This window comes from Mesorhizobium sp. GW821-FHT07A06, from assembly GCF_059419085.1.
On the sequence record NZ_JBWKRC010000010.1, the window covers coordinates 20,217 to 40,789 of the forward strand.

Genomic DNA, 20,573 nt, shown 5'->3' on the forward strand with positions numbered 1-20,573 from the left:
CGATGGAAATTCTGAAGCGACCGATCTCTCGTGAGGATCGCACTGGACCCGCGTTCTGGATCGACGAAGCGATCTGGGGACATCGCCTGCATGACGAGCAGACGCCCTGGCTGATCCTTCTCGAATTTCTAGGGGTGCTGAGATCGGAGGAGCTCGCCGGCCGTGCATTGGCCGAAGATGAGTTCAACACTCTCACCTACCGGCCACAGACCCAACTTCGTTTGCGCAATCTCATCTTCAACAACCCCTACCTCTTGACCATCGGCGCGGAGCGTCTTTCCGACGAGGCAGCCTGGTCTAAATGGCTGGAACTGATGGAACAGAACACGGGGGGTCTTGAGAGCCGCGATTTCAGCTATCTGCGCGCCCGCTTCGATTCCTTCGACGATTTTGCATCCGTGGTTGGGTTCTTGCAGTCCTCCGCCATAGAAGGGGCCAGCAATAAGCGCTGGAGCTCGAAGTTCGTTTTCCCCTTCGGGCCGAGCGCGCTGTACGAGGACGCGGCCGTGACGGCGTCCGGCGTGTCGACCGACCGACGCTTTTTCGCCCGTACAGGCGAAATTCTCTATCTGATGCTCTGCCGGTCAAAGCGAGCCGCTGACCTCAAGGAACGGCTGGTTGGAAAACTGTTTGATCAGCCCACCGTCTACGACCGATTGGTTGCGGCGCTGCAGGGAGATCCGCAGCTCGCTGAAAACGAGCGGCCCGGCTCCTACCTCCCCTGCTCCACTCACCCCATCTTCGATCAACTCGCGGACGACTGGATTGCCATTCTGGACAGCCCGATATCGGTCTTCGATGCCCTGCCCCATATCGTCACCATCACGGGCCTCAACCTCGTTCGATACCAGCTCGACCGCGCGCGTGAACTCCTCGACTCTGTACCCATCACAATGGTCTGCGAGATTGTCTCTCCACGAAAGACGGTTGTTCGCGACCTGGCGGCGGACTCCTTTCAGGCGAATAACGCGCTGCCAGGTCTTGCCATAGAAAAGTATGTCCGCGACGCCGAAACCTCCCACGATTGGCAGGTGGCCGTGGCGTCCGACGATGCCGTCCTTAGTGCAGCGGAGGTTTTGGCTCGCCAGTACGACTGGCCGGACCCGGACGAACTTCCGACCGGGATGAGCAATCCCCAGGACCTGATCGACGAGCTCGTCAGCCGGGCGAAAGGGCGACACAGCCAGCACGTTGGCAAGGTCCACGCCACTTGGGCGCGGCAAATCGGGCTGAGTTCTCGCCGTTCCAGCCGACGTGTGCGTTACGCACCTACGGATCGACTGCTAAAGACATTGGTGGTGTGCTGCGTCAAGGAACGGATGGAGTTCAAAGACTTTCTGGCTGAACTCTTCACCCGCTATGGCTTCGTTATCGGGGACCAGCAAGCGTCGAGTATCATTGGTGCCGGCAAAGCTGACCAAGAAGATTTTTCCGACAACGCTCGCCGATTGGAGGAGCGGCTGATCAGCCTCGGCCTGCTCAACCGCCTTTCGGACTCAGCAGCTTATGTCGAGAACCCGTTCCGCCGGGAGGTGAGGGTATGAACGCGCTCGATCTCATCGGAACCGCCGGCGCAGCGGCGCTCGAGGAGCGGCTGCAGGGCCTGGGGCCCGACAGCGGCACCGCCCGTTTCATGCTGGATCGCCTCACCGGACCGCAGGTCGCCGCAATCGTCAGGCAACTGGTCTCGGACCCCTCGATCCAATCGCGCGTCAAGATCGCCGTTCCCCGCGCTTTGGTGGACGGTCAGGGGCTCCCCGAAACCGTAATCACCGATGAGCGGACTGTCGCGTGGCGGCATGCCGAGTGCGACCGACCGGCGCTGCTCATCGCGAACACCGACGACGATCAGGGCGCCTCCCTTCACGACGTGACGCTGATCGGCGCCAAGGAGCTCAAGGACGGTGCGGCGTTCTGGGTGCTGCCGGCCGCCGATGGTCTTGGACTACCGCCAGAGCATGTCGATGCATGGCAGGTGGCCCTCAAGGCGCTATCGAGCGTCGATGAGTGGCCGCTTGCGCAGCTCAGCAACTACGTCTCCATGACGCGCGATGCCATCGAGGCCATGTCCCTGCCGGTGGCAGATGCACTCGGCTGGGCGCTGCCGGCGCTGCAGCTGCCAAGGGACACCGGATACTTTCGTTCGCAACGGCCCAAGGACCTTCAGTTGCAAAGCCGTTGGCGGCGGCTCTACGACAAGCTTATTGCCGACCGCAGACCGTTGCTCTCCAAACAGCGGCCTAATCGCCAGCTGATCGAAGCCGAGGAGCTACGCGACCAGTTCGAGACGGTCCGCGACGAGATCGCGGCGGAGCTGCATCCAACCATCGAGGCGTTCATCGCATCACCGGCCGGCTGGCGCGAGGAAACCGAAAGGCTCGCCGAACTCGAATGGGAGCAGGACAACGTCCTCCTCGTGTTTTCGGGCCTCAGGCTGAAGAAGCTGAAGCTCCCCGAGGAGACCGTTCAGTTTTTCGACTACGAGCGTCCCGATCGGCTGAGCGATGCCGACAAAGCGTATCTCAACGATCTCAAGGGCAGGTCCCTCAAGGAGGCTAGAGAGGACGACCGCGAGTTTTTCGAAGCGCATCGGGAAGACTTGGCGGCCAATCGCCAGCTCCGGGCCAAATGGGAGAAATTCGTCTACGGGCGTCCAATCGAATGCACAGACTTCCTGGATGGGTTGGTCCGCAGCATCGAGCGCCTGTTCGCGCAACTCGGCAACTTCAAGGTACCCCGCCGGATCGATGTCCGATCCTCACGCCGGACAAAGACGCAGTGGCTCGACATGAATGTCGACGTCGCGCGCGCCTTCAGTCTCAAATATAAGGCTCTGAAAAACCTGCTCCCCGACGCGGTGAGCTGGGACACACCGCATATTTTCGAGTTCGAGGCCTTGCTCGAAGCGGCGAGCAAGAGCCGGAAGTTTCGTGAAAACGTCTCGACATCGCGCGCGAATATCCAGGTCAAGTTTGACCTGACCCTCACGGTGGGGAACGGCCCGACCGCCGAGAAGAACGTCGTGCAGTTGATCTGGCGCGGCGAGCCCAATGCCATCGGGCTGGCCCTGCCGGACGATCTGGGGCGACTCGAGAAGAACCCGTTCGGCATAGCCGAAGTGTCGCGCATGCTGGTTAGCAAGAAGGGCGCTATGCAGTCGGTGTCGCTCAGCGACGTCGGCACGCTACAGCCCTCCTTCCGTCAGGATGCGGGGTCCCTCGTTCCACGTTCGACCAATGTCGAGGACTTGGGCAAGGCGTTTCCCAGGGCCATCAAGGCCGCAGTGTCGGCCGGGCGACTATCGCCCCCCGCCGGAGCGGATCTTGGAGAATCGTGGACCGCTTTCGCCTCCGGCTATACGGCAGCTATTGAGGACTGGCGGTCCAACGGTATGGGCGGGGCGCCGCAACTTGACCAAGCCGATCTTTATGGCGCTCTTCTCGAGCAACTCCGAGGCTCAGCCCCAGGCGACCTGAACCGTCGAGACCTGTGGGAGCCGGTCCTCAAGATCGGCGCCGTACAAATTGCCGGCGCGGCACCAGCGGCGATCGTGGCCCCTTGGCATCCGATGCGCATGGCCGCGACAGCGGTCAAGATGCGCGCCGTCTGCGGATTGGTTGATCACCTCCTGAAAGCCGAGGAGATCAACTTTGGAGACCAGCGGCTGTTCTTTGCCGATCTGCGTTCCGAGCTTGCCCACCCCTATTACCCCGAGGCGGTACCCGGCTTTACCGGAGGGGAAGCTGTCCTGCTCACGGAGACGAGCACGCATAACGACTACAGCCTGATGGAACGGCCAGTTCGGGATCCCTCGGAAGCATCGACAGATGTCGATCCGGCGGAGGCCGCACGAGAGATCCGTGGACTTATCGGCCGCTATCTCGATCTGCAGCCGCACGAACGCGCTAATCTCAGCATCATGCTCTACAACTGCGATACTGCCGGTCTGCCCTTGGCCACCGTCAACGCATTGGGGTCAGTGCACGAGGAGGAAGTTCATTGCAACGTCCTGGTCCGCCATCGAGACCGCTCGAAGCTCAACCGAGTCTATACCGATCTGCTGGATCAATCGGGCAGCGACCCCGACGCGATCGTGGTGAGTGAGACATCGCTGAACTTCATGTCCAAGCTCAGGATTGGTGTCATGCTCGAAGGCAGCACCGGAAGGCGTGCGCCCGATGAACGCAGCGTCGATGTGGCGTTCCTCCATGATGTCGTGTCGAGGCAGGCCCGGGAGTCGTGGTTCTCCATGCCGCGGCATGACGACACCGACCCCTCGATTCTCGATCACGTCCCGCCACGCTGGTCGTATCGCAGGGTCGTGGGCGAGGAGCAGCTCACTGCAACCAGCTATCTGGTGTCGCCGCGCCAGCCTCGTGTTGGTTGGTCTTATCTCGATGCATTGGCGGGGGTGATCCGCAAGCAGTCCCATCGCGACAATGAGCACTATCTGCCTGCCCGGCAAATCTCGCTGCAGGACCATGGCCTCGAAGCGATGTTCAAAGACGTTCACGGGTTGGCCGAGTGGGTCGCGACCTATGACGACCTTCTCGACAAGCGGCAGCTCGCGGCTCAAGGGATCAAGGTGATCCGATACCGCCGCGAACGGACGCACGGACGCAACATGGTGGTGTCCTCGACGGCCGACCTGCGCGTTCTGCCGGTGCTTGTTCGTCGTCGCCTGGATCAGCTCAGCCTTGGACTTCCCGACGATCGCGTCGCGGCGCTTGCGGATCGCATGATCGCTGACGCGTCGGCGATTTCCGGGGACATAATCTTGCGCGCTGCCAAGCGTGGGGTGTCGGCGGGCGAGCTGATTGGTCTCGTTCTCAGCCGTGCTCTCGTCGCTGAAGAACTTCCCAAGCGCCCGGCGTCCTGGTTCCTCCTCGACGACTATGCGCAGTGGCTGGGTCAGCGAGAAGAGGGAATCGCCGACATTCTTGCCCTCAGCGTGGATCCCGGCCTCGACGGCAGGCCAAGACTCCGGGCAGTCGTGACAGAAGCAAAGTATGTGGAAGCGAACGGCCTGGCCGAAGCGAAACGCCATTCGAGCCAACAGCTGCGCCAAACCATGCGGAGGATGGAGGACGCATTATTTGGCGATCCTGGACGGCTTGATCGTGACCTCTGGCTTTCTCGTCTCGCAGATATCCTGCTCGATGAGCCGTCGGCGTTGGGCTCGGGCTTTTCTTTGGAGGACGTGAGGAACGGCATCCGAAACGGCACGGTCGAAATTGACCTCAAGGGCTACTCCCACGTCTTCGTCTCCGGCCCGGCCGAGGCAGGAGGCTCTCCTGGCGACCAAGACGAGGTTACGGAGGTCCGGGGTGTGCAAGAGGTCTATACTCGGGAGGGCCTCCGGCAGCTAATCAAGGCCTATGAGGCATCCGGTCCGCTCATCGGGATCAGAAGCTCTCTGGGCGATCGCCTGCCATGGGAGAAATCCGAATTCCGCGCGCCCGCACCGCGCGTGCGGTGGACCTCGAAGGACAATGCGGCAAAAGGATCTGGCCCAGCACCGGGCGACAGCCCTTCCAATCCAAGCCCTCGGCCTGCTCTGTCCTCGCCATCTCCGACTCGGCCGAAGGGCGGCGATGCTGCCCCTGCCGCTGTCGGCGATGCCATTGTTGAGGACGTCGAATATCCTTCGGGGGCTTCATCCACTTCTGCGCACGAAACCGGACATGAGCCTGTGAGCATCGCGGCATCGGGCAGCGCAGAGAGCTTTGCTGCACTAGTGTCCCGGCGGGCTGGGCAGATTCAAGCGGTGGCCAGCGAGGACGACCAATGGCTTCAGGCCACAGCCGGTCAGCTGCGGACCGCGCTGATGGGTTACAACCTGCAAGCCAAGATTGCCGGTGTGCGGTTGACGCCCAATGCTGCCTTGGTGAGATTCATCGGCAGCGACCGGCTTCGGGTTGAGGACATTGAGGCAAAGCAGTCTGCTCTTCTGACAACGCACGGGCTGCGTCTGATCTCTGTCTCTCCGCTGCCCGGTGAGATCGTGGTGGGTGTGGCAAGGCCGAAACGCCAGATCGTTTCGATGTGGGACCTTTGGGCGCGGCGCGCGCTGAACCGCAATGCGGCGGGGCTCAACACGAGCTTCCTGCTCGGCCTGCGCGAGCTCGACGGCGAAATACTGTATTTGAATCTCGGAGGGCCATTTGCGGGTGGACCTCAGCACGACCCGCACACGCTCATCGCCGGTGCCACTGGCAGCGGCAAATCGGTTCTGATCCAGGCGCTGATCCTCGACATTGCGGCGACCAACTCGAGCGCACTCGTCCACATCCACCTGATCGATCCCAAGATGGGTGTCGATTATTCTGCCATTGAAGGGCTGCCGCACGTGAAGGGCGGGATTGTCATCGATCAGCCCACGGCCATCGAAACGATGGAGGGGCTCGTCGTGGAGATGGATCGCCGCTACGAGCTGTTCAGGGAGCGCGGCGCTCGCGACATCCGCTCGTTCAACATCAAAGCCGCGCCGGAAGCGCGCCTACCGATGAAGTTCCTCGTCCATGACGAATTCGCTGAATGGATGCTCACCGAGGACTACAAGAGTGCAGTCACCTCGATCGTCTCGAGGCTCGGCGTGAAGGCGCGGGCCGCGGGCATCCACCTTGTCTTTGCGGCGCAGCGACCTGATGCCGGCGTCATGCCGGTCCAGCTGCGGGACAATCTTGGCAACCGACTCATCCTCAAGGTTGCGAGCGTCGGGACCTCGGAGATTGCGTTGGGCATGAAGGGCGCGGAAAACTTGCTCGGCCTAGGCCATTTGGCGGCCCGATTGAGCGGCGAGCCCTCGATCGTCTTTGCCCAGGCGCCGTTCCTGTCCGACGAGGATATCGAAGCGGTCGTGTCGGCCATCGCCGCTCAAGATGGTCGGCAAGGTGCCAACTAGGAAGGAAGCGGAGGGCAAAGCAGGGGGACGATGGCATAGATGACGCCGGCAAGCGAAATTACCGTCGCGACCCATAACAAGAACTGGATTATTTTTACCGTCGAGGGTGGCCACGTCTTGTCCCTCAACGAGACCGCATAGTCGCCGTCCAGCTTGTTCAGATTTCCGATGTAGCGGCTGAACGCCAGGCTGAAGCGGGTCATGATGAACGCGCTGCACACGCTCACAACGGCGGCGAAGAAGAAGATGCCGACGGCGATAAGCCTGTCGGACTTGAGTTGCGACGCGGCGAAGTACCAAAGCCCCCCGATCGCCACCGAAAACAGCGGCGGGATTTTATAGAGGATGTCATTCATCGCTCTGAAATGGGCGTATTGCTCTTTGTAGATTTCGTTGACGCTTACGTCCTTGCCGTCCGGCATGATATTCTTCCCTCCGCTATGCCGACACTCTATCAGGAAAAGGCCGTGGCCACGGCGGCCCCTGTTTCGAATTCCCGCTGATCCGGATTAGGTTGCGCTTGATCCGACGACAAAGTCACAGGCGCCCATGCCGATCTATCTTGATGGTCACTCGACAACTCCTCTGGCGCCCGAGTCCCTAGAGGCAATGGCCCCGTGGTGGCATGCCCAAGCCGGCAATCCGCATTCCCCTCACCTGAGGGGCATGTTGGCGTCGCAGGCTGTCGAGCGTGCACGCTCGGACATCGCCTCTCTTGTTGGAGCTGACCCACAGGAACTCGTCTTCACGTCGGGGGCGACAGAAGCAAACAACATCGCGATACGGGGCACCGCACTCGCCGCACTCGAAGCCGGCATCGACCGGCGGGAGATCGTCGTGTCAGCTATCGAGCACAAGAGCGTGCTCGCCTCCGCCGGTTCACTCCGCAGTGCCGGGTTCCGAATCGTCGAAGCTCCGGTCGATAGCAATGGCGTCATCGACATCGCGGCACTTGAGCGCCTCGTCAGCGACCGGACGCTGTTGGTCTCGGTGATGGCCGTCAACAACGAGGTCGGGTCGATCCAACCGCTCGCCGACGTTGTCCGCATATCTCGCGCGGCTGGGGCTCTCGTTCATGTCGACGCTGCGCAGGCCGTCGGAAAGCTCGCCCTCGATTGCTCAGAGTTCGATCTGGCGAGCCTGTCTTCGCACAAAATGTACGGGCCCATGGGGGTTGGCGCGCTTTTCATATCAGCTGCATCCCACCTCAGGCCTTTGCCGGTGCTTTTCGGCGGCAGTCAGGAGGCCGGTATCCGTCCGGGGACCCTGCCCACGCCGCTCCTGGTGGGATTCGGCATGGCCGCCAAAGTGTCCAGTACGCGGCTTGGCCCTGATGCGGTACATTCGCGAAACCTGTCGGCACTGTTCCTCGAAGCGCTGCGCAGCAGACAGGTGCAGTTCATTGCAAATGTTCCCGAGCTAAATCGAGTGCCAGGAAGCCTTAGCCTTAGATTTCCTGGCAATGACGCGATGTCCGTTATTTCGAGATCTGGAGACCGGATCGCGATTTCCGAGGGATCGGCTTGCACGAGCGGACAGATTACTGCGTCACACGTCCTGCTCCACATGGGATTGACCCAGACAGAAGCCGCAGAAACTGTCCGGTTATACTTTTCGCGCTACAACAGCGAGGCGAACGCCACGGAAGCGGCGGTCGTGCTGTCCGAAATAGTCAGCCGGTAGGGATTGCCGCTGGCGACCGCCTCCAGTAGCATCCGTTCCCATGTTGAACGACCTTTATGATCTGGCCACCGCTATACGCGTGTCGGGCCACGAGACCTTTTCGCTTCGGCTCTTGTGGCTCAAGAAGGCGTTTGACGTTGCGTCCGGTCCGGACGGAGTCGATCGTAGAACATTTCAGGAACAAGACGCAATCGCCACCTTCGGTGTCGGCAAGAACATGGCGCTGTCGATGCGTCACTGGGCTTTGGCAACAAAGGTTCTGAAGGACATCAGCACCACGCATGTGGGAGCCAGCGAATTTGGCCGGATGATATTCTCAGATGGTGATGGATTGGATCCGTACCTGGAACATCCTTCGACCCTATGGCTCTTGCATGCCAACCTCGTGAGCGAACCGCGCGCTGCAACGACGTTCTATTACGCATTCAACCTCCTCAATCAGATTGCCTTTACGCGCGAAGATCTCGTCCGGGCGATGGCTTCCATCGTTGACGCCCGCGCAACAGCGAGAGCCACGGCTGAGACTCTGAAGCGCGACGTGGAAGTGTTCGTGCGCAGCTATGCGCCGCGCCACGCCGATACCGGCGAAGATGCCGCCGAACCGCTTTTGGTCGAACTCGGCCTGTTGCGCGAGCTCCGCTCGACCGGACAACTCGAATTCGTCCGCGGGCAGAAACCGTCGCTCGAAGACAGCATCTTTGCTCTGGTGTTGAAAACCTTCTGGGAGCGTCACCACGCCGTTTCGCCCACCATTTCGGTCGAGCAGGCGCAGTATGGGTCTGGCTCCCCGGGTCGGGTTTTCAAACTTGATGAGGACAGCCTGGTTGCCCGCTTGATGAGCATCGGGGACGCGACCGGCGGAAAGATGGTGTGGACCGACACGGCGGGGCTCCGTCAGGTCGCGCTGAATGGCCGTCTCGCGGACATCGACGACTTCGGTCTCATAAGAGCCGGGTACCGGTCTCGGAGGTCTGCATGACCAAGCTTGCCGACATCGTCAAGGTAGAACGCCGGTTCGCGCTTTCCGCCAGGATCGACACCGACCTCAATGGCACGCCGCCCCTAACCGGCTACGTGTTGCAGGCGAGCGTGCGCAAGTCGCTTGTAGCAATGCTGACAGGGATTGCGGACGGTTCCCAGTATGCGTTCACCTGGACAGGCCCCTATGGCGGCGGCAAGTCCTGTGCTGCGCTGCTCGTTGCCAACCTTGTCGCCGGTAACAAAAAGCAGCGCGCTCTCGCCGAAGGGATAGTTGGACCCGAACTAGCAGAGCAGTTTTCGTCGGCCTTTCCCGGGCGTGGCCGTTCTTGGGACGTCCTCGCCCTGACGGGTAGACGCACGAGCCTGGCAGCCGCATTGGCGGAAGCGGCTGCGGGGGCATTCGAGTGGCCCCAAGCGACAATTGATGTTGCCCAGGACGAGAGAGCGCTCATTGATGCACTGGAGGCCCAGGCGCGTCAGAAGGGCGGTCTGCTCATCGTCGTCGACGAGCTGGGCAAGTTCCTCGAGCACGCCACGAACTCCGCCGGAGACGTTCACATCCTACAGGATCTCGCCGAACGGGCGGCGCGTTCGGATGGCCGGGTGGTGCTGGTCGGAATCCTGCATCAGTCGTTCGAGCAATATGCCAATCGGCTGAGCCGCACGGGTCGGAACGAATGGGCCAAGGTACAGGGCCGCTACCAGAACGTTCCCTTCGTCGCGCAAGCCGACGAGGTCGCCGCGCTCATCGCCCGGGCCATCGGCAGCGACCATGCGCCGGCTAGTGCCAAGGAGATCGCTGGACGAACGGCCGAGGCTATTTCGCATCGGCGCCCGGTCGATGTCGCCGGCCTCACGGAGGTCCTCACACAGACCTGGCCGTTGCACCCGGTTTCAGCACTGTTGCTGGGGCCGGTGTCGCGCCAGCGGTTCGCGCAAAACGAGCGGAGCGTCTTCGGATTCCTGTCCTCATCCGAACCCAGTGGATTTCAGGCGCACCTCGCGCGAACCGAGGTCACTGAGAATGCCTGGTATGGACCAGATCAGCTTTGGGACTACCTGGTCGCCAATTTCGGCAGCGCTCTATCGGTCGGGCCGGAGAGCAACCGGATGACCCTGGCGATGGAGGCCGTGGAAAAAGCCGCGCTCTTTGGCCCACTAGCCACGAAGCTAGCGAAGGCTGCGGCCGTGGTCGAGCTGTTCAGGAATGGCTCTGGACTGTCAGTTGCCGACGACATCCTCGCGCTTTGCGCACCGGAAGCGAAGAAATCAGAGGTCACCGCGGCCATCGATGAATTGGTCAATCGTGCAATCCTCATCCGGCAACCGCGTCTTGGCGGATACGCTCTATTCGCCGGCAGCGACTTCGATCTCGACGAGGCCATCTCCAAAGTCGCGCTGAAGCTCGATGCGGATGTGCTCGCCGACTTGCCGTCGCGGCTGGGTGTCGGGCCAATCGCTGCCAAGAGCCACTATTTTTCGACAGGCGCCCTGCGCACCTTCGATGTGGTCATACAGTTTGCCGACGACAGCCCGCAAAGTCCCGCCACATGGGCCAAGAGAACGGCTGCGTCGCTAGCGAAAACAAAGCGGCGGTCCGCTGGCCTTCTGATTATGCTGCTGCCCGATGCACGAACCTTCGAAGCGCCGATCAAAGTGGCGGCGAAGCAGCTGAGCATGGAACTCGAAAGGCTCGGGGTCCTTGCTGGTGTAGCAGCAAGCGAGCAGGTTTATTTGCTGAGAGATCATGCGACGGATCTTTATGCGTTGGACCGGATCGAGGAAACGCATCCACAACTCGAGGGGGATCGTATCGCGCGCCGGGAACTATCCGGTCGCAAGGCGATGATTGCCGAGATTGTGAGAAGCGACCTGCTCAAGGCTTTCTTGTCGGCACGTTGGTGGGCCTTCGGCGACAGTGTGAAAGACCCGGCCGGCAAAAAACTCGATGGCAGGGAACTGACGGTTGTCGCGTCGGCGCTTTCGACGGCCGCCTTCAGCAGTGCGCCTGTTGTGCAATCCGAACTGCTGTATCGAGATAAGCCCTCTTCTGCCGCCATGGCGGGCCTGCGAACGCTGATGCATGCCATGGTCTCGAAGGCGGACATCGCGGATTTGGGCATCGAGAACTACCCCGTCGAACGGGGTCTCTACCTCACGATTGTTCGGCCGCTAGGCCTTCACCGGCTGGACGAAAAGGGCATTTGGCGTTTCGCAGATCCCGGAGACGACAAAGCGGGCAGGGCGCTAAAGCCTGCCTGGGCAGAGCTCAATGAGAAGAGGGTGAATCTGGCCGAGCTATTCGGCAGATGGGCGGCCAGGCCATACGGTATCAAGCGAGGTGTTATGCCGGTGCTGGTGCTGTCCTATCTGCTGGCGCACCGAAATGCGGTAGCGGTATATGTCGACGGCCTCTTCCAGCCGGCCATCGATGATGTGGTGGTGGACCGAATCCTCCAAGAGCCCGCAGCCATCGAGTTCCGCCGAATCTCGCGTTCGAAGCGCGACGACGCGTTCGTTCAGCAGCTTGCTGCTCTTCTTTCGAGCAAGGCAAGCCCTATCGAGGCAAAGGCACTGCCTGTCGCATCAGCCCTTTATCAACGCTTCCATGGTCTACCTCTGTGGGCGCAGCGCACTCAGACGCTGGACGACAAAGTTCGAAGGGTCAGGGACATCATTCTCAAGGCCAGCGATCCTGAGGCATTACTGTTTTCCGACCTCGCAGCAGCCCTTGAGGGTGAACCCGACCCAGCCGTGACAGTGGTTTCCGCTCTGAACAAGGCCGAGTACGCCTATCCGAAAATGCTTGATGTCCTCCGCAAGAGCCTCGCCGAGAATCTGGGGGTGGACCCCAGGACATTCGAGGGCATTGGGTCTCGATCCTCGACGGCGTCGGGGGTATCGGCCGAGCTGAGAGTGGACGCCTTCATCATGCGTGCCGGCGCGTTCGAGGGAACCGAAGGCGACATCGAGGGTCTGGCGAGCCTGTTGGTCCACAAGCCGCCGCGCAACTGGTCGGATCGCGAACACGAGCAAGCGATGTTCGAACTCGCCAAACTATGCCTGCGCTTCCGCGAGGCCGAGACGTTTGCCGCCGTGCGCGGTCGCTCCCCGACGTCGCAGGCAATTTCAGTGATGATCGGCCTTGATCCGAAAGAAAAGCCACTGTTCCACGCCTTCCAGGTGTCCGAACAAGAGCTTGAGGCGGCAGACAGGGCGGCGGATGACCTCATGGCCCAGCTTCGTGGCAGGGGTATGCGGCCGGCCGTCGAGCTCGCCGCCCTCGCGCGTATTGTGGAACGCCTTTCTGATGGCAAGGGGATGGAGCGAGCATGACCGCCATACGTGAGCGTCATATTCTGGGGATTTCAGGTGGGCGGGATAGCGCGGCCCTCGCCGTGCACATGCGTCAGACGCGGCCCGAGCTTGAGCTGGAATACTTCTTCACCGATACCGGCAAGGAGTTGGCCGAGGTCTACACGTTCCTCGACAAGCTCGAGGGGTTTTTAGGCAAGTCGATCACAAGGCTCAACCCGGACCGGGACTTCGACTTCTGGCTCAAGGAGTACAACCACTTCTTGCCCTCGCCCAAGACCCGGTGGTGCACACGCCAGCTGAAGCTTCGGCCGCTCGAACAGTGGCTGCGCGACGACCTCGATGCCGGCGTGGTTATCCATTCGTATGTGGCCATCCGGGCAGATGAGCCTAGCCGCGAGGGTTATCAGGCGACACACGGCAATATGCAGGTCCACTTCCCCTTACGCGAAGACGGCATCAACCGGGCTGGAGTGATTGAGACGCTGGAGAGCGCCGGCCTTGGCGAACCCGAGTATTATCGTTGGCGGACCCGATCGGGCTGCACGTTCTGTTTCTTCCAGCAGAAGATCGAATGGGTGCGCCTAATGAGGGAGCACCCCGATGCGTTCGATGAAGCAAAGGGTTATGAGAAGACTGCTCGTGACCACGGCTCTCCATTTACGTGGAGCCAAGGCGAGGCACTGGACGAATTGAGCGCCCCGGCGCGCGTTGACGAGATAGAGCGCGAGTTCGAGCAGCGCCGCGCACGACTGTTGGCTCGGCGCCGAGTGAACCCACTTGCTGGAAATCAGGTGCCCACCATCGATGACGTGTACGGGATCGACGAAGCCTCAGCAGGGTGTGTGATCTGCCATAAGTGAGGTGAAGGTCTCCGGGGATATGGCGTTGTCGGCATAGACAAGGAACCGCCGGTAAGGAACCGGACTGTCGGCGGAAGAGCCGTTGTGAAGTTGTCCGTCATTGCAAGCTCGTCAAGTTCAACAATTTCGTAAGCTGGCCGAATCCTCACGTCCAACTGCCTCAATCACACGATCCCCAAGCCCGAAACCTTCCCCTCCCCGTCATCTCGCGCAGCCCGAGCTCGCCGACCAGGTTGAGCGCGCCCTGTTTCGTCACTTTCAGCCGCTCCTGGATCATGCCAGCCGAGACGAGTGGCCGCGACGGCACGAATTCGACCAGGTCGGACAGTTTGGAGCTGGCGCGGCGGTCGCGGAGTTTTCGCTCCATCTGGCTTTTGGCCAGCACCAGCCGATCATGTTCCTTCAGGCCGACCAGCGCTGCGTCGTGGATAGCATCGACGGAGGCCAGCAACCGGTCGGACCGATTACGCGCCCGCCGCCGCTCGCGCGGAATGTTTTTGGCACCGAGATGCAGGCTGGCGAGATGGTGGGCGGCGAGACCCTCCTGGCGCAACAGCGCGGCAACCAACAGCGACCCGAGCCAGGCGGCATGCTGCAGCACCTCAATGTCCTGCCAGGCGTCGAGAAGCAAGGCCGCGCGCAGGACGACCGGCAGATCGCGCGTTCTGGCGATAACGTCCTGCCATTCGGCGAGGCGTTCTTCTTCATTCCAGTCGAGATCGTAGATCAGGCCGTTTTGCGGCTCCGGCCGGTGCTCCTTTCGAGCCGGCACGTCGGCGCCACTCAGAATCCTGGATGAGCGGGCCAGGACGGCATCGATCTCGGCAAATTCTTCGGCCAGCAGATCGTCCTCAACGTCATCCCGACCGTCGGCTCCAAAAGAGCTGGCTCCAGCCCCCTGCCCTTCCCGGCTCTTTTGTCCCGATGCGGGTGTCGCGCCGCCGCGACCGGTCAGGGCCAAAAGACCGTCGCGGCTAAGCGCCCAGTCCGGTTTTTGGGCAAAAATTCGCCGGCGGGTTCGCAGTACCGCATGCGCCCGGGTGAGTTCGTGGGTCGGGGTGCGGATGTCCATGTGGGCGTCGTGCAGGACAAGGTCCTCGATGTGCACGAGTTCGCCCGCGAGCCAAAGGGCTGCGGCCGCATCAGCAAAATGCTGGCGCTCGACAAAGCCGTCGCGGACCGGCGAGCGGGCCAGGCGCTCGTCGAGGCGGACCAAAACCTCGGTGGCGCGGGAAACCGGCCCTATGAGGGGTTTCAGGGACAAATCGCTGATGTCGTAAGCCATTGGTTTCATGATAGTTGATTCGCCATAGTCAAGCTATCTCGCTGTTAGGTTGACTCGTGTGGGACTTTCTCTGGCGGCCTTTTCACTATCGATAATGACCTCATATCGGGACTGTACAGCACCACGCCCTGGGGCGGTCAGGAGGCTAGAAAACGTTGATTTTCAGGCTCATCGAAGCCGTAGGAGCTATCCAATGGTGCCACTAGAGCCGTTTACAAACGATCGTTTGTTGATATCTTCGGTATTTGTACAACCACCCCTTTCCCGTGCTGAGAGACGCCGCAAATGGCCCGTGAAGCGCAAGATCGACGCTCCGAGACGACCAAAGGGCCGGCAAATCGGCTACGCGCGCGTGTCGACGGACGAACAAGCGACGGAAGCGCAGGAGATTGAGCTGCGATCGGCCGGTTGTGACGTCGTCGTTCAGGAACATGGATCCGGTGCGTCGAGAGCTCGCCCGGCCCTACTGCGGTTGATGAGCGACATCGGCGCCGGCGATGTCTTGGTCGTCGTGCGTCTCGATCGCCTTGCGCGCTCGGTCAGCCACCTTCTTCAGGTGATCGAGGATCTGACTGAGAAGGGCGCGCATTTTCGATCTCTGCGAGATCCAATCGACACGTCGACGCCACAGGGCATGTTTTCGCTACAGGTACTCGGCGCCGTTGCCCAGCTCGAGCGTGCACTGATTTCGGAGCGAACCAAGGCCGGCATCATCGCTGCACGATCCAAGGGGCGACTGCCAGGCAATCCTGGTATCCGGGAGCGCAGGCCCGAAGCCCTGGCGAAAATGACCGCGATACAAAAGGCGGCTTATGGCCGACGGCTACAATCAAGTATGAACGAATGGCTTCCGACGGTCCGCCGGTGCGACCAGACCATAACTGGGACGACATCGCACGGGTCCTGAAGCAGCGCGGCCTCGACTGGACGCCTGAACGACTGCGGCGGGCAGTGAGGTGGCTCGTCACCGAGCACCTGGCCGAATCCACACTGCTAAAGCGGGCGTCTCCTCTACCTCCCGAAGATCGCCTGATGACTCTTGTGGCAGGGATTTCGCAGTCTAACCCAGACCTGTCGCTCCGCGACATCGCTGGCCAGCTCGAGCGCCTGCATGAACGAACCCCACGAGGAAGCGCAAAATGGTCTGCCTCCTCAGTCAAGAACCTACTCGATCGAGCCCGCCGGCTTGGACTCGTCGCCGAACTACCCGCGAGCTGACCGTCATCCCGCTGCACAACAGTCCAGTTTACAGTCTGTGGCTGACGCTCGGCATTCCCGAGCCGTTTGTACCCGGCCCAGGCATCAGCTGGAACAGCGCTGCCGGCCCGCGTCAGCCAAGCCGCTCGATCGGTTTCGGCGAGTGAGTTCCACCACACCATTCCGGCGGTTTCATCGGGCGTCGGTTCCTGGTCGTGTTGGTTTTTCATGCCTTCGATGCTCTCCATAAGACGCTCGTCCCGACAAGCGCTGCAGCCACCGTCCACGGATCGAAACCCGCCCGGCTGATCATGATCCGCGCCCTGGCTTGTCGAGGCTGCGGCGCAACGCATCGCTGATTTCCAGCCGGGATTCGGTGCGCACAACCTTGCCTGCCGCCTCCAAATCGACGGCAGCGGCTTCAGCTCCGGTTCCGGTCGTCTTCGACGCGTCAAGCTTGGCCCGCAACAAGGCCATCACCATCGGCCAGACCGAGAACTTTCCGACCTTTGCTCGATCTGTCAGGCTGCGCAAATAGCCGCCGGCGCTGTTGATCTGGTCCTGCCGCTGGTAGATCGCGGCAATGGTAACCGCCGCCTGCTGCTCACCCATTGCCGTTCGCGCTTCCTCCCAGGCGCTCGGGCTGACGCCCATGGACGGTCGGGCAACCTCGGCCGCGGCCAGAAATTCACGCCAGTTGCGGATTCCGCCGCCGCCCTTCACCAGCCAAAGCATGTTCGGGCAGGCATCCAGCACGATCCCTAGCGGCAGTTCGCGTTTCGGTAGGCTCCGTACGTTGTCGGTGTCCGCAACGTTGCCGCCCGCTTCATCTTTACTTCCTAAGCCGCTTTCAGATTCAAATTTAAAGTCTGGTTTTGAATTCTGTAAGTGGCGCCCATTTTGGGACTCATTGGCGTCCACTTTCTGTGTTTTTACAAATGATTCCAATGCCTCACGCACCTCAGCCCAAAGGCCTTCGAGCTCCTCGGCAATCGCCTCGAGAGTCTGCCTAGGTGCAGTGCGAGGTATCTGACCAACAATCGCCTGGTAGGCCTGCTGAACTCTGCCCCAGTTCGCCGGCACGCCTTCCTCAATGCCGGTGTCGATCATCTTGACGACATCACGTCGGCATATGGTTAGCCGCTCCTTAACGAGACGAAATGCCTTCTTCTCAGATCTGACCGCTTCCGCAAGATCCTTGAACTCCTCAGCGCGCGCCACGATCGGCGAGATGTCAAAGCCATAGGCTTGCTCGATCTCGCCCCCCTGCCCTTTCCGGGCGAAGCGCTTGCCGTTTGGGCTGTCCCGACGGATGATCAATCCACACTCGACCAGAACGGCCAGGTGGCGCCGTAAGGTCGTTGGGGGCATGCCATTGGCGCGGCGGATCAGCTGCTCGTTGGATGGCCATACAACCAGTTCCCTGTCGCCATAAAGCGCCGTGTCCGGATGGAACGACAACAGCGCGTCGAGAATAGCCAAAGCGCGATCAGTGGCGCCCAGAGCGATCCTGGCGTCCTTGATATCTTGGAAGACATGCCATTTGTGGACGGTCGCGTCCTTCGGCACGGCCCTCGCGGTGACTTGGCTTGAAATCATGCCAAGCGTCATTGGCCGCCGCCCAAAGGGCGTCGTCGCAATATTCGTCTCCATTTTCTTTCACCCTCGATTAGGCAAAAGAAACCTGCTCGCCAAAACGACGCCAATGACTCTTGACAGTGATTCGTGGAGATGCGATTCTCAGTCAGCTACTACGGAGAAGGGCTTCCACGACGAAAGTCGCTTGGGGGCCTTTTTCTTTTGCGGTTTCAGTCTCCAGTTGCTGCTTTCTCCGTCTTTCTGAAGGCCTCGTAGAGTCCTTGCAGATTGTCGGAAATCCAAGTTCCAAAGCGGCTGCCATCCGTCTCCTTTACGGCAATTGTGACGGCCTTCCCTGCTCTCTGAACGCTGACGCTAACCGACTTGTCATCCGGAGCCCACGATTGGACGCCGGGTTTCACACTGGCCTTGCGGACGCGCTTTTCCTTTGCGTTCAGGGCCATGAACAACTGCTCAAAGCGTCGGTTACTCTCTAGCCCGCTGAATTCGGGCTCGGAGAGGATTTCATCGACTATGCCCGATTTCTTGGCGACCAGCAGGGATAGCTCTACCCACCGCTCGCGGCCTATAGATGGAGCTGATCCAATTTTGCTTATGACAGATGGCGGGATCCGTGTAGCAACCGACACCATTTTCGAGACGGCGGCGGCATTTGCAGCCAATGCCGACGAGATGACATCTCTGTCGTAATTCAACTCCTCGAGACGCTTTGCGAACATCGCCTTCTCGATAAAACTTAAATTTGCTCGGGCAGAATTCTCCTGGCCCTGAGCAATGACATGAGCCTTGTCGTCGATCTCCTTGATGACCGCCCTAACCTTCCGTTGGAGATCTCGGGCCACCCGGACACGCCGATGCCCAAAGACGATCATGAAGCGGCCTTCGATGCTCGGGTGGGGGCGCACAAGAATGGGGGAATCCTGACCCCTCTGCTGAATCGCTTCCAGCAGTTCCTGATACTGTTCCCTGTCGTCATCCATGCGATCGGAAACGAACGAGCCGTCAATAGCGTCCGGGTCGAGTTCGACTACATGCTCACCTTCAAGGTACGCATCCGCCTGCTTTGCCAACTCATTAACGGAGCGGATCATGGATTTCGAAGCACCGCGAATCGGATAGGCCGCAGTTGAGCTAGATGTCGGCTGGTCGTCCGCCTCCGTCTCTGCGAGGCCGGAAAGAAGATTCTTACGTGCCATCTTGGTCTACCTCTGGATACAACCTAGTCTGTTGAAAGCGCTGCGCAAAAGTCCGTTTTTGTCAGCGGACAAGTCAGCGCCCCCATGCTTTATGTATCAACGTAGCGATTTCTCCGTTTACGACATCGAGTGCATCCATTGCCCGCTCGTATGTGGAACGAGTCATCGCGTTTTTTTCGACTTCGTAGAGGCTCTGCTTGGTAATCCCCGCATCAGAAATCGCCGTGGATTTCAGCATCTGGTTCTTGAGGATGAACTCACCAAAAAGCGTGTGGAGGAACGCTACCATCTGCGCCTGCGGCTGATCTGTCGGCTCGTATCGCGTTATAAGATAGCGATACCACTCCAGGTTCACCTCGGCACCCGCTGCCCGGATTGGCTCCAGAATATTCCCGAGCATCAACAGGAATTGGCCCATTGACATGACATCGAGCATCTGCGGATGGATCGTTATCAAGACTGACGTTGCAGCGGTCAACGCTGTAATTGTCAAATAGCCCAGTTGCGGCGGGCAATCGATAACGACGACATCATATAGGGCGTCGACCTCACCCAATGCCGTCGAGATGCGCGTGAAAAACGCCCTTCCCACGTTAGACGTCCTGTCCGTCATCGCCAAAGGCGTGTCGTATTCGAATTCTTGCAGCTCAAGGTTTGCTGGGACGATATCCAGTCCTGGGAAATTTGTTGGCCGGATGATTTCCGAGAGAGAAACCTTCTCGTCGTCGTAGCGGATCGCATCGTAAAGCGATTTCGTTTGGTCGAGTTCTGGCTGGAACCCGTGCAGTGAAGACAGCGACGCCTGGGGATCAAGATCGACAGCCAATACACGGTGTCCCGTCAGAGCGAGATACTGGGCGAGATGAGCTGCTGTCGTTGTCTTGCCGCTACCTCCCTTGAAATTAACCACAGCTAGGATTTGAAGTTTCTCGCCCGACCGACGATGGGGAACATACATGCGGGCGTCGGAGCGCCCGTGTTGGTCAAGGTATTGGCGTAGCTCGATCATCTGCCCGGCCGTGTAGGAGCGTCTGCCAGAAGACGAGGTTTCAGGTACTGGGCCTTTGCCCTCTAGATGTAGTTTTTTCAGATGGCTCTGAGAAACACCGAGATACGTCGCTACCTCCGCTAACGAAAAAGAACGCAAATTCTTCTTGGCGTGGGGAGGAAAACGCTGCATCGAGAGAAGGTGCAGCTTCTTTGATATCTGATCCCCTTGTTCGAGGATGCGTTTCTCGAACAGCAATGGGGTTTTCGCGGGAACGGGCGAACTCACGTTCATTCGATCAAGACTCTCTAAAAACGATTTTTGGCGGAATGCGGCCAAGCAACCGTCATTATGTCCGATTCGTTCGTACCGGCAAGAAGTTTTAAGTTAACAAGAGGTTAATGCCCTCTGATCGCATGCTGCGCGGCATACCGAATATTATCTGATTCAAGGAATTGAATACGCTAGGCAATTTGCCGATTTTGTCAGCGGACAAGGAACCTCACTTTTGAGGTTGCCCTTTGGCACCAGCAGAAGGCTTCAAATTCAGCCGAGGCCCACG

At 60.2% G+C, this 20,573-nt stretch carries 11 protein-coding genes and 1 pseudogene; 7 read left to right on the plus strand and 5 right to left on the minus strand.

From position 1 onward, the window contains the following. The first annotated feature begins 2 nt into the window (after nucleotides 1–2). Both AC07SZ_RS26075 and AC07SZ_RS26080 read left to right on the plus strand, forming a co-directional pair. Nucleotides 3–1,544, plus strand: coding sequence for a hypothetical protein (locus tag AC07SZ_RS26075; RefSeq protein WP_494916462.1), 1,542 nt, complete (start codon nucleotides 3–5; stop codon nucleotides 1,542–1,544). Continuing rightward, a complete protein-coding gene (locus AC07SZ_RS26080) occupies nucleotides 1,541–6,904 on the plus strand; it encodes an FtsK/SpoIIIE domain-containing protein (RefSeq protein WP_494916463.1) in 5,364 nt (1,787 codons plus the stop codon). Before AC07SZ_RS26075 ends, AC07SZ_RS26080 begins: the two co-directional genes overlap by 4 nt. On the opposite strand, the gene AC07SZ_RS26085 is transcribed toward AC07SZ_RS26080, so the two are convergent. Continuing rightward, nucleotides 6,901–7,326 carry a hypothetical protein gene (locus AC07SZ_RS26085; protein ID WP_494916464.1) on the minus strand — a complete coding sequence of 142 codons (426 nt, stop codon included), beginning with the start codon at nucleotides 7,324–7,326 and terminating at the stop codon, nucleotides 6,901–6,903. The two genes, AC07SZ_RS26080 and AC07SZ_RS26085, sit on opposite strands and share 4 nt — an antisense overlap. A 127-nt stretch (nucleotides 7,327–7,453) precedes the next feature. Here AC07SZ_RS26085 and AC07SZ_RS26090 point away from each other — a divergent pair, with 127 nt between their 5' ends. Genes AC07SZ_RS26090 through AC07SZ_RS26105 form a run of 4 tightly spaced genes read left to right on the plus strand, consistent with a single transcriptional unit; the run spans nucleotide 7,454 to nucleotide 13,746 of the window. Beyond that, nucleotides 7,454–8,587, plus strand: a complete 1,134-nt coding sequence (locus AC07SZ_RS26090; RefSeq protein WP_494916465.1) for a cysteine desulfurase family protein — start codon at nucleotides 7,454–7,456, stop codon at nucleotides 8,585–8,587. Between the two features lie 40 nt (nucleotides 8,588–8,627). After that, nucleotides 8,628–9,566 carry a DUF4007 family protein gene (locus tag AC07SZ_RS26095; RefSeq protein WP_494916466.1) on the plus strand — a complete coding sequence of 313 codons (939 nt, stop codon included), beginning with the start codon at nucleotides 8,628–8,630 and terminating at the stop codon, nucleotides 9,564–9,566. Then, nucleotides 9,563–12,904 carry a hypothetical protein gene (locus tag AC07SZ_RS26100; RefSeq protein ID WP_494916467.1) on the plus strand — a complete coding sequence of 1,114 codons (3,342 nt, stop codon included), beginning with the start codon at nucleotides 9,563–9,565 and terminating at the stop codon, nucleotides 12,902–12,904. Before AC07SZ_RS26095 ends, AC07SZ_RS26100 begins: the two co-directional genes overlap by 4 nt. Continuing rightward, nucleotides 12,901–13,746: a phosphoadenosine phosphosulfate reductase domain-containing protein gene (locus tag AC07SZ_RS26105; RefSeq protein WP_494916468.1), complete on the plus strand. Its 846-nt coding sequence runs from the start codon at nucleotides 12,901–12,903 to the stop codon at nucleotides 13,744–13,746. Before AC07SZ_RS26100 ends, AC07SZ_RS26105 begins: the two co-directional genes overlap by 4 nt. A 160-nt stretch (nucleotides 13,747–13,906) precedes the next feature. Here AC07SZ_RS26105 and AC07SZ_RS26110 read toward each other — a convergent pair whose 3' ends face one another. Then, complete coding sequence (locus AC07SZ_RS26110) at nucleotides 13,907–15,031, minus strand: RHE_PE00001 family protein (protein WP_494916469.1); 1,125 nt, start codon at nucleotides 15,029–15,031, stop codon at nucleotides 13,907–13,909. Nucleotides 15,032–15,316: 285 nt separating this feature from the next. Between AC07SZ_RS26110 and AC07SZ_RS26115 the strand changes: the two are divergent. Next, a pseudogene (locus AC07SZ_RS26115) lies at nucleotides 15,317–16,249 on the plus strand (recombinase family protein). 288 nt (nucleotides 16,250–16,537) lie between these two features. On the opposite strand, the gene repC reads toward AC07SZ_RS26115, so the two are convergent. The 3 genes from repC to repA form a co-directional block, all read right to left on the minus strand. Beyond that, a complete protein-coding gene (gene repC / locus AC07SZ_RS26120; RefSeq protein WP_494916470.1) occupies nucleotides 16,538–17,881 on the minus strand; it encodes a plasmid replication protein RepC in 1,344 nt (447 codons plus the stop codon). 155 nt (nucleotides 17,882–18,036) lie between these two features. Then, on the minus strand, nucleotides 18,037–19,023 hold the full coding sequence (repB, locus tag AC07SZ_RS26125) for a plasmid partitioning protein RepB (protein WP_352699530.1): 987 nt from the start codon (nucleotides 19,021–19,023) through the stop codon (nucleotides 18,037–18,039). 73 nt (nucleotides 19,024–19,096) lie between these two features. Further along, nucleotides 19,097–20,305 carry a plasmid partitioning protein RepA gene (gene repA / locus AC07SZ_RS26130; RefSeq protein WP_352699546.1) on the minus strand — a complete coding sequence of 403 codons (1,209 nt, stop codon included), beginning with the start codon at nucleotides 20,303–20,305 and terminating at the stop codon, nucleotides 19,097–19,099. Between the last annotated feature and the right edge of the window lie 268 nt (nucleotides 20,306–20,573).

Coding starts and splice junctions, on each gene's coding strand:
- AC07SZ_RS26105 (WP_494916468.1), top strand. CDS start 12,901: ATGACCGCCATACGTGAGCGTCATATTCTGGGGATTTCAGGTGGGCGG.
- AC07SZ_RS26085 (WP_494916464.1), bottom strand. CDS start 7,326: ATGCCGGACGGCAAGGACGTAAGCGTCAACGAAATCTACAAAGAGCAA.
- AC07SZ_RS26110 (WP_494916469.1), bottom strand. CDS start 15,031: ATGGCTTACGACATCAGCGATTTGTCCCTGAAACCCCTCATAGGGCCG.
- repA (WP_352699546.1), bottom strand. CDS start 20,305: ATGAACGTGAGTTCGCCCGTTCCCGCGAAAACCCCATTGCTGTTCGAG.
- repB (WP_352699530.1), bottom strand. CDS start 19,023: ATGGCACGTAAGAATCTTCTTTCCGGCCTCGCAGAGACGGAGGCGGAC.
- AC07SZ_RS26095 (WP_494916466.1), top strand. CDS start 8,628: ATGTTGAACGACCTTTATGATCTGGCCACCGCTATACGCGTGTCGGGC.
- AC07SZ_RS26100 (WP_494916467.1), top strand. CDS start 9,563: ATGACCAAGCTTGCCGACATCGTCAAGGTAGAACGCCGGTTCGCGCTT.
- repC (WP_494916470.1), bottom strand. CDS start 17,881: ATGGAGACGAATATTGCGACGACGCCCTTTGGGCGGCGGCCAATGACG.
- AC07SZ_RS26090 (WP_494916465.1), top strand. CDS start 7,454: ATGCCGATCTATCTTGATGGTCACTCGACAACTCCTCTGGCGCCCGAG.
- AC07SZ_RS26075 (WP_494916462.1), top strand. CDS start 3: ATGGAAATTCTGAAGCGACCGATCTCTCGTGAGGATCGCACTGGACCC.
- AC07SZ_RS26080 (WP_494916463.1), top strand. CDS start 1,541: ATGAACGCGCTCGATCTCATCGGAACCGCCGGCGCAGCGGCGCTCGAG.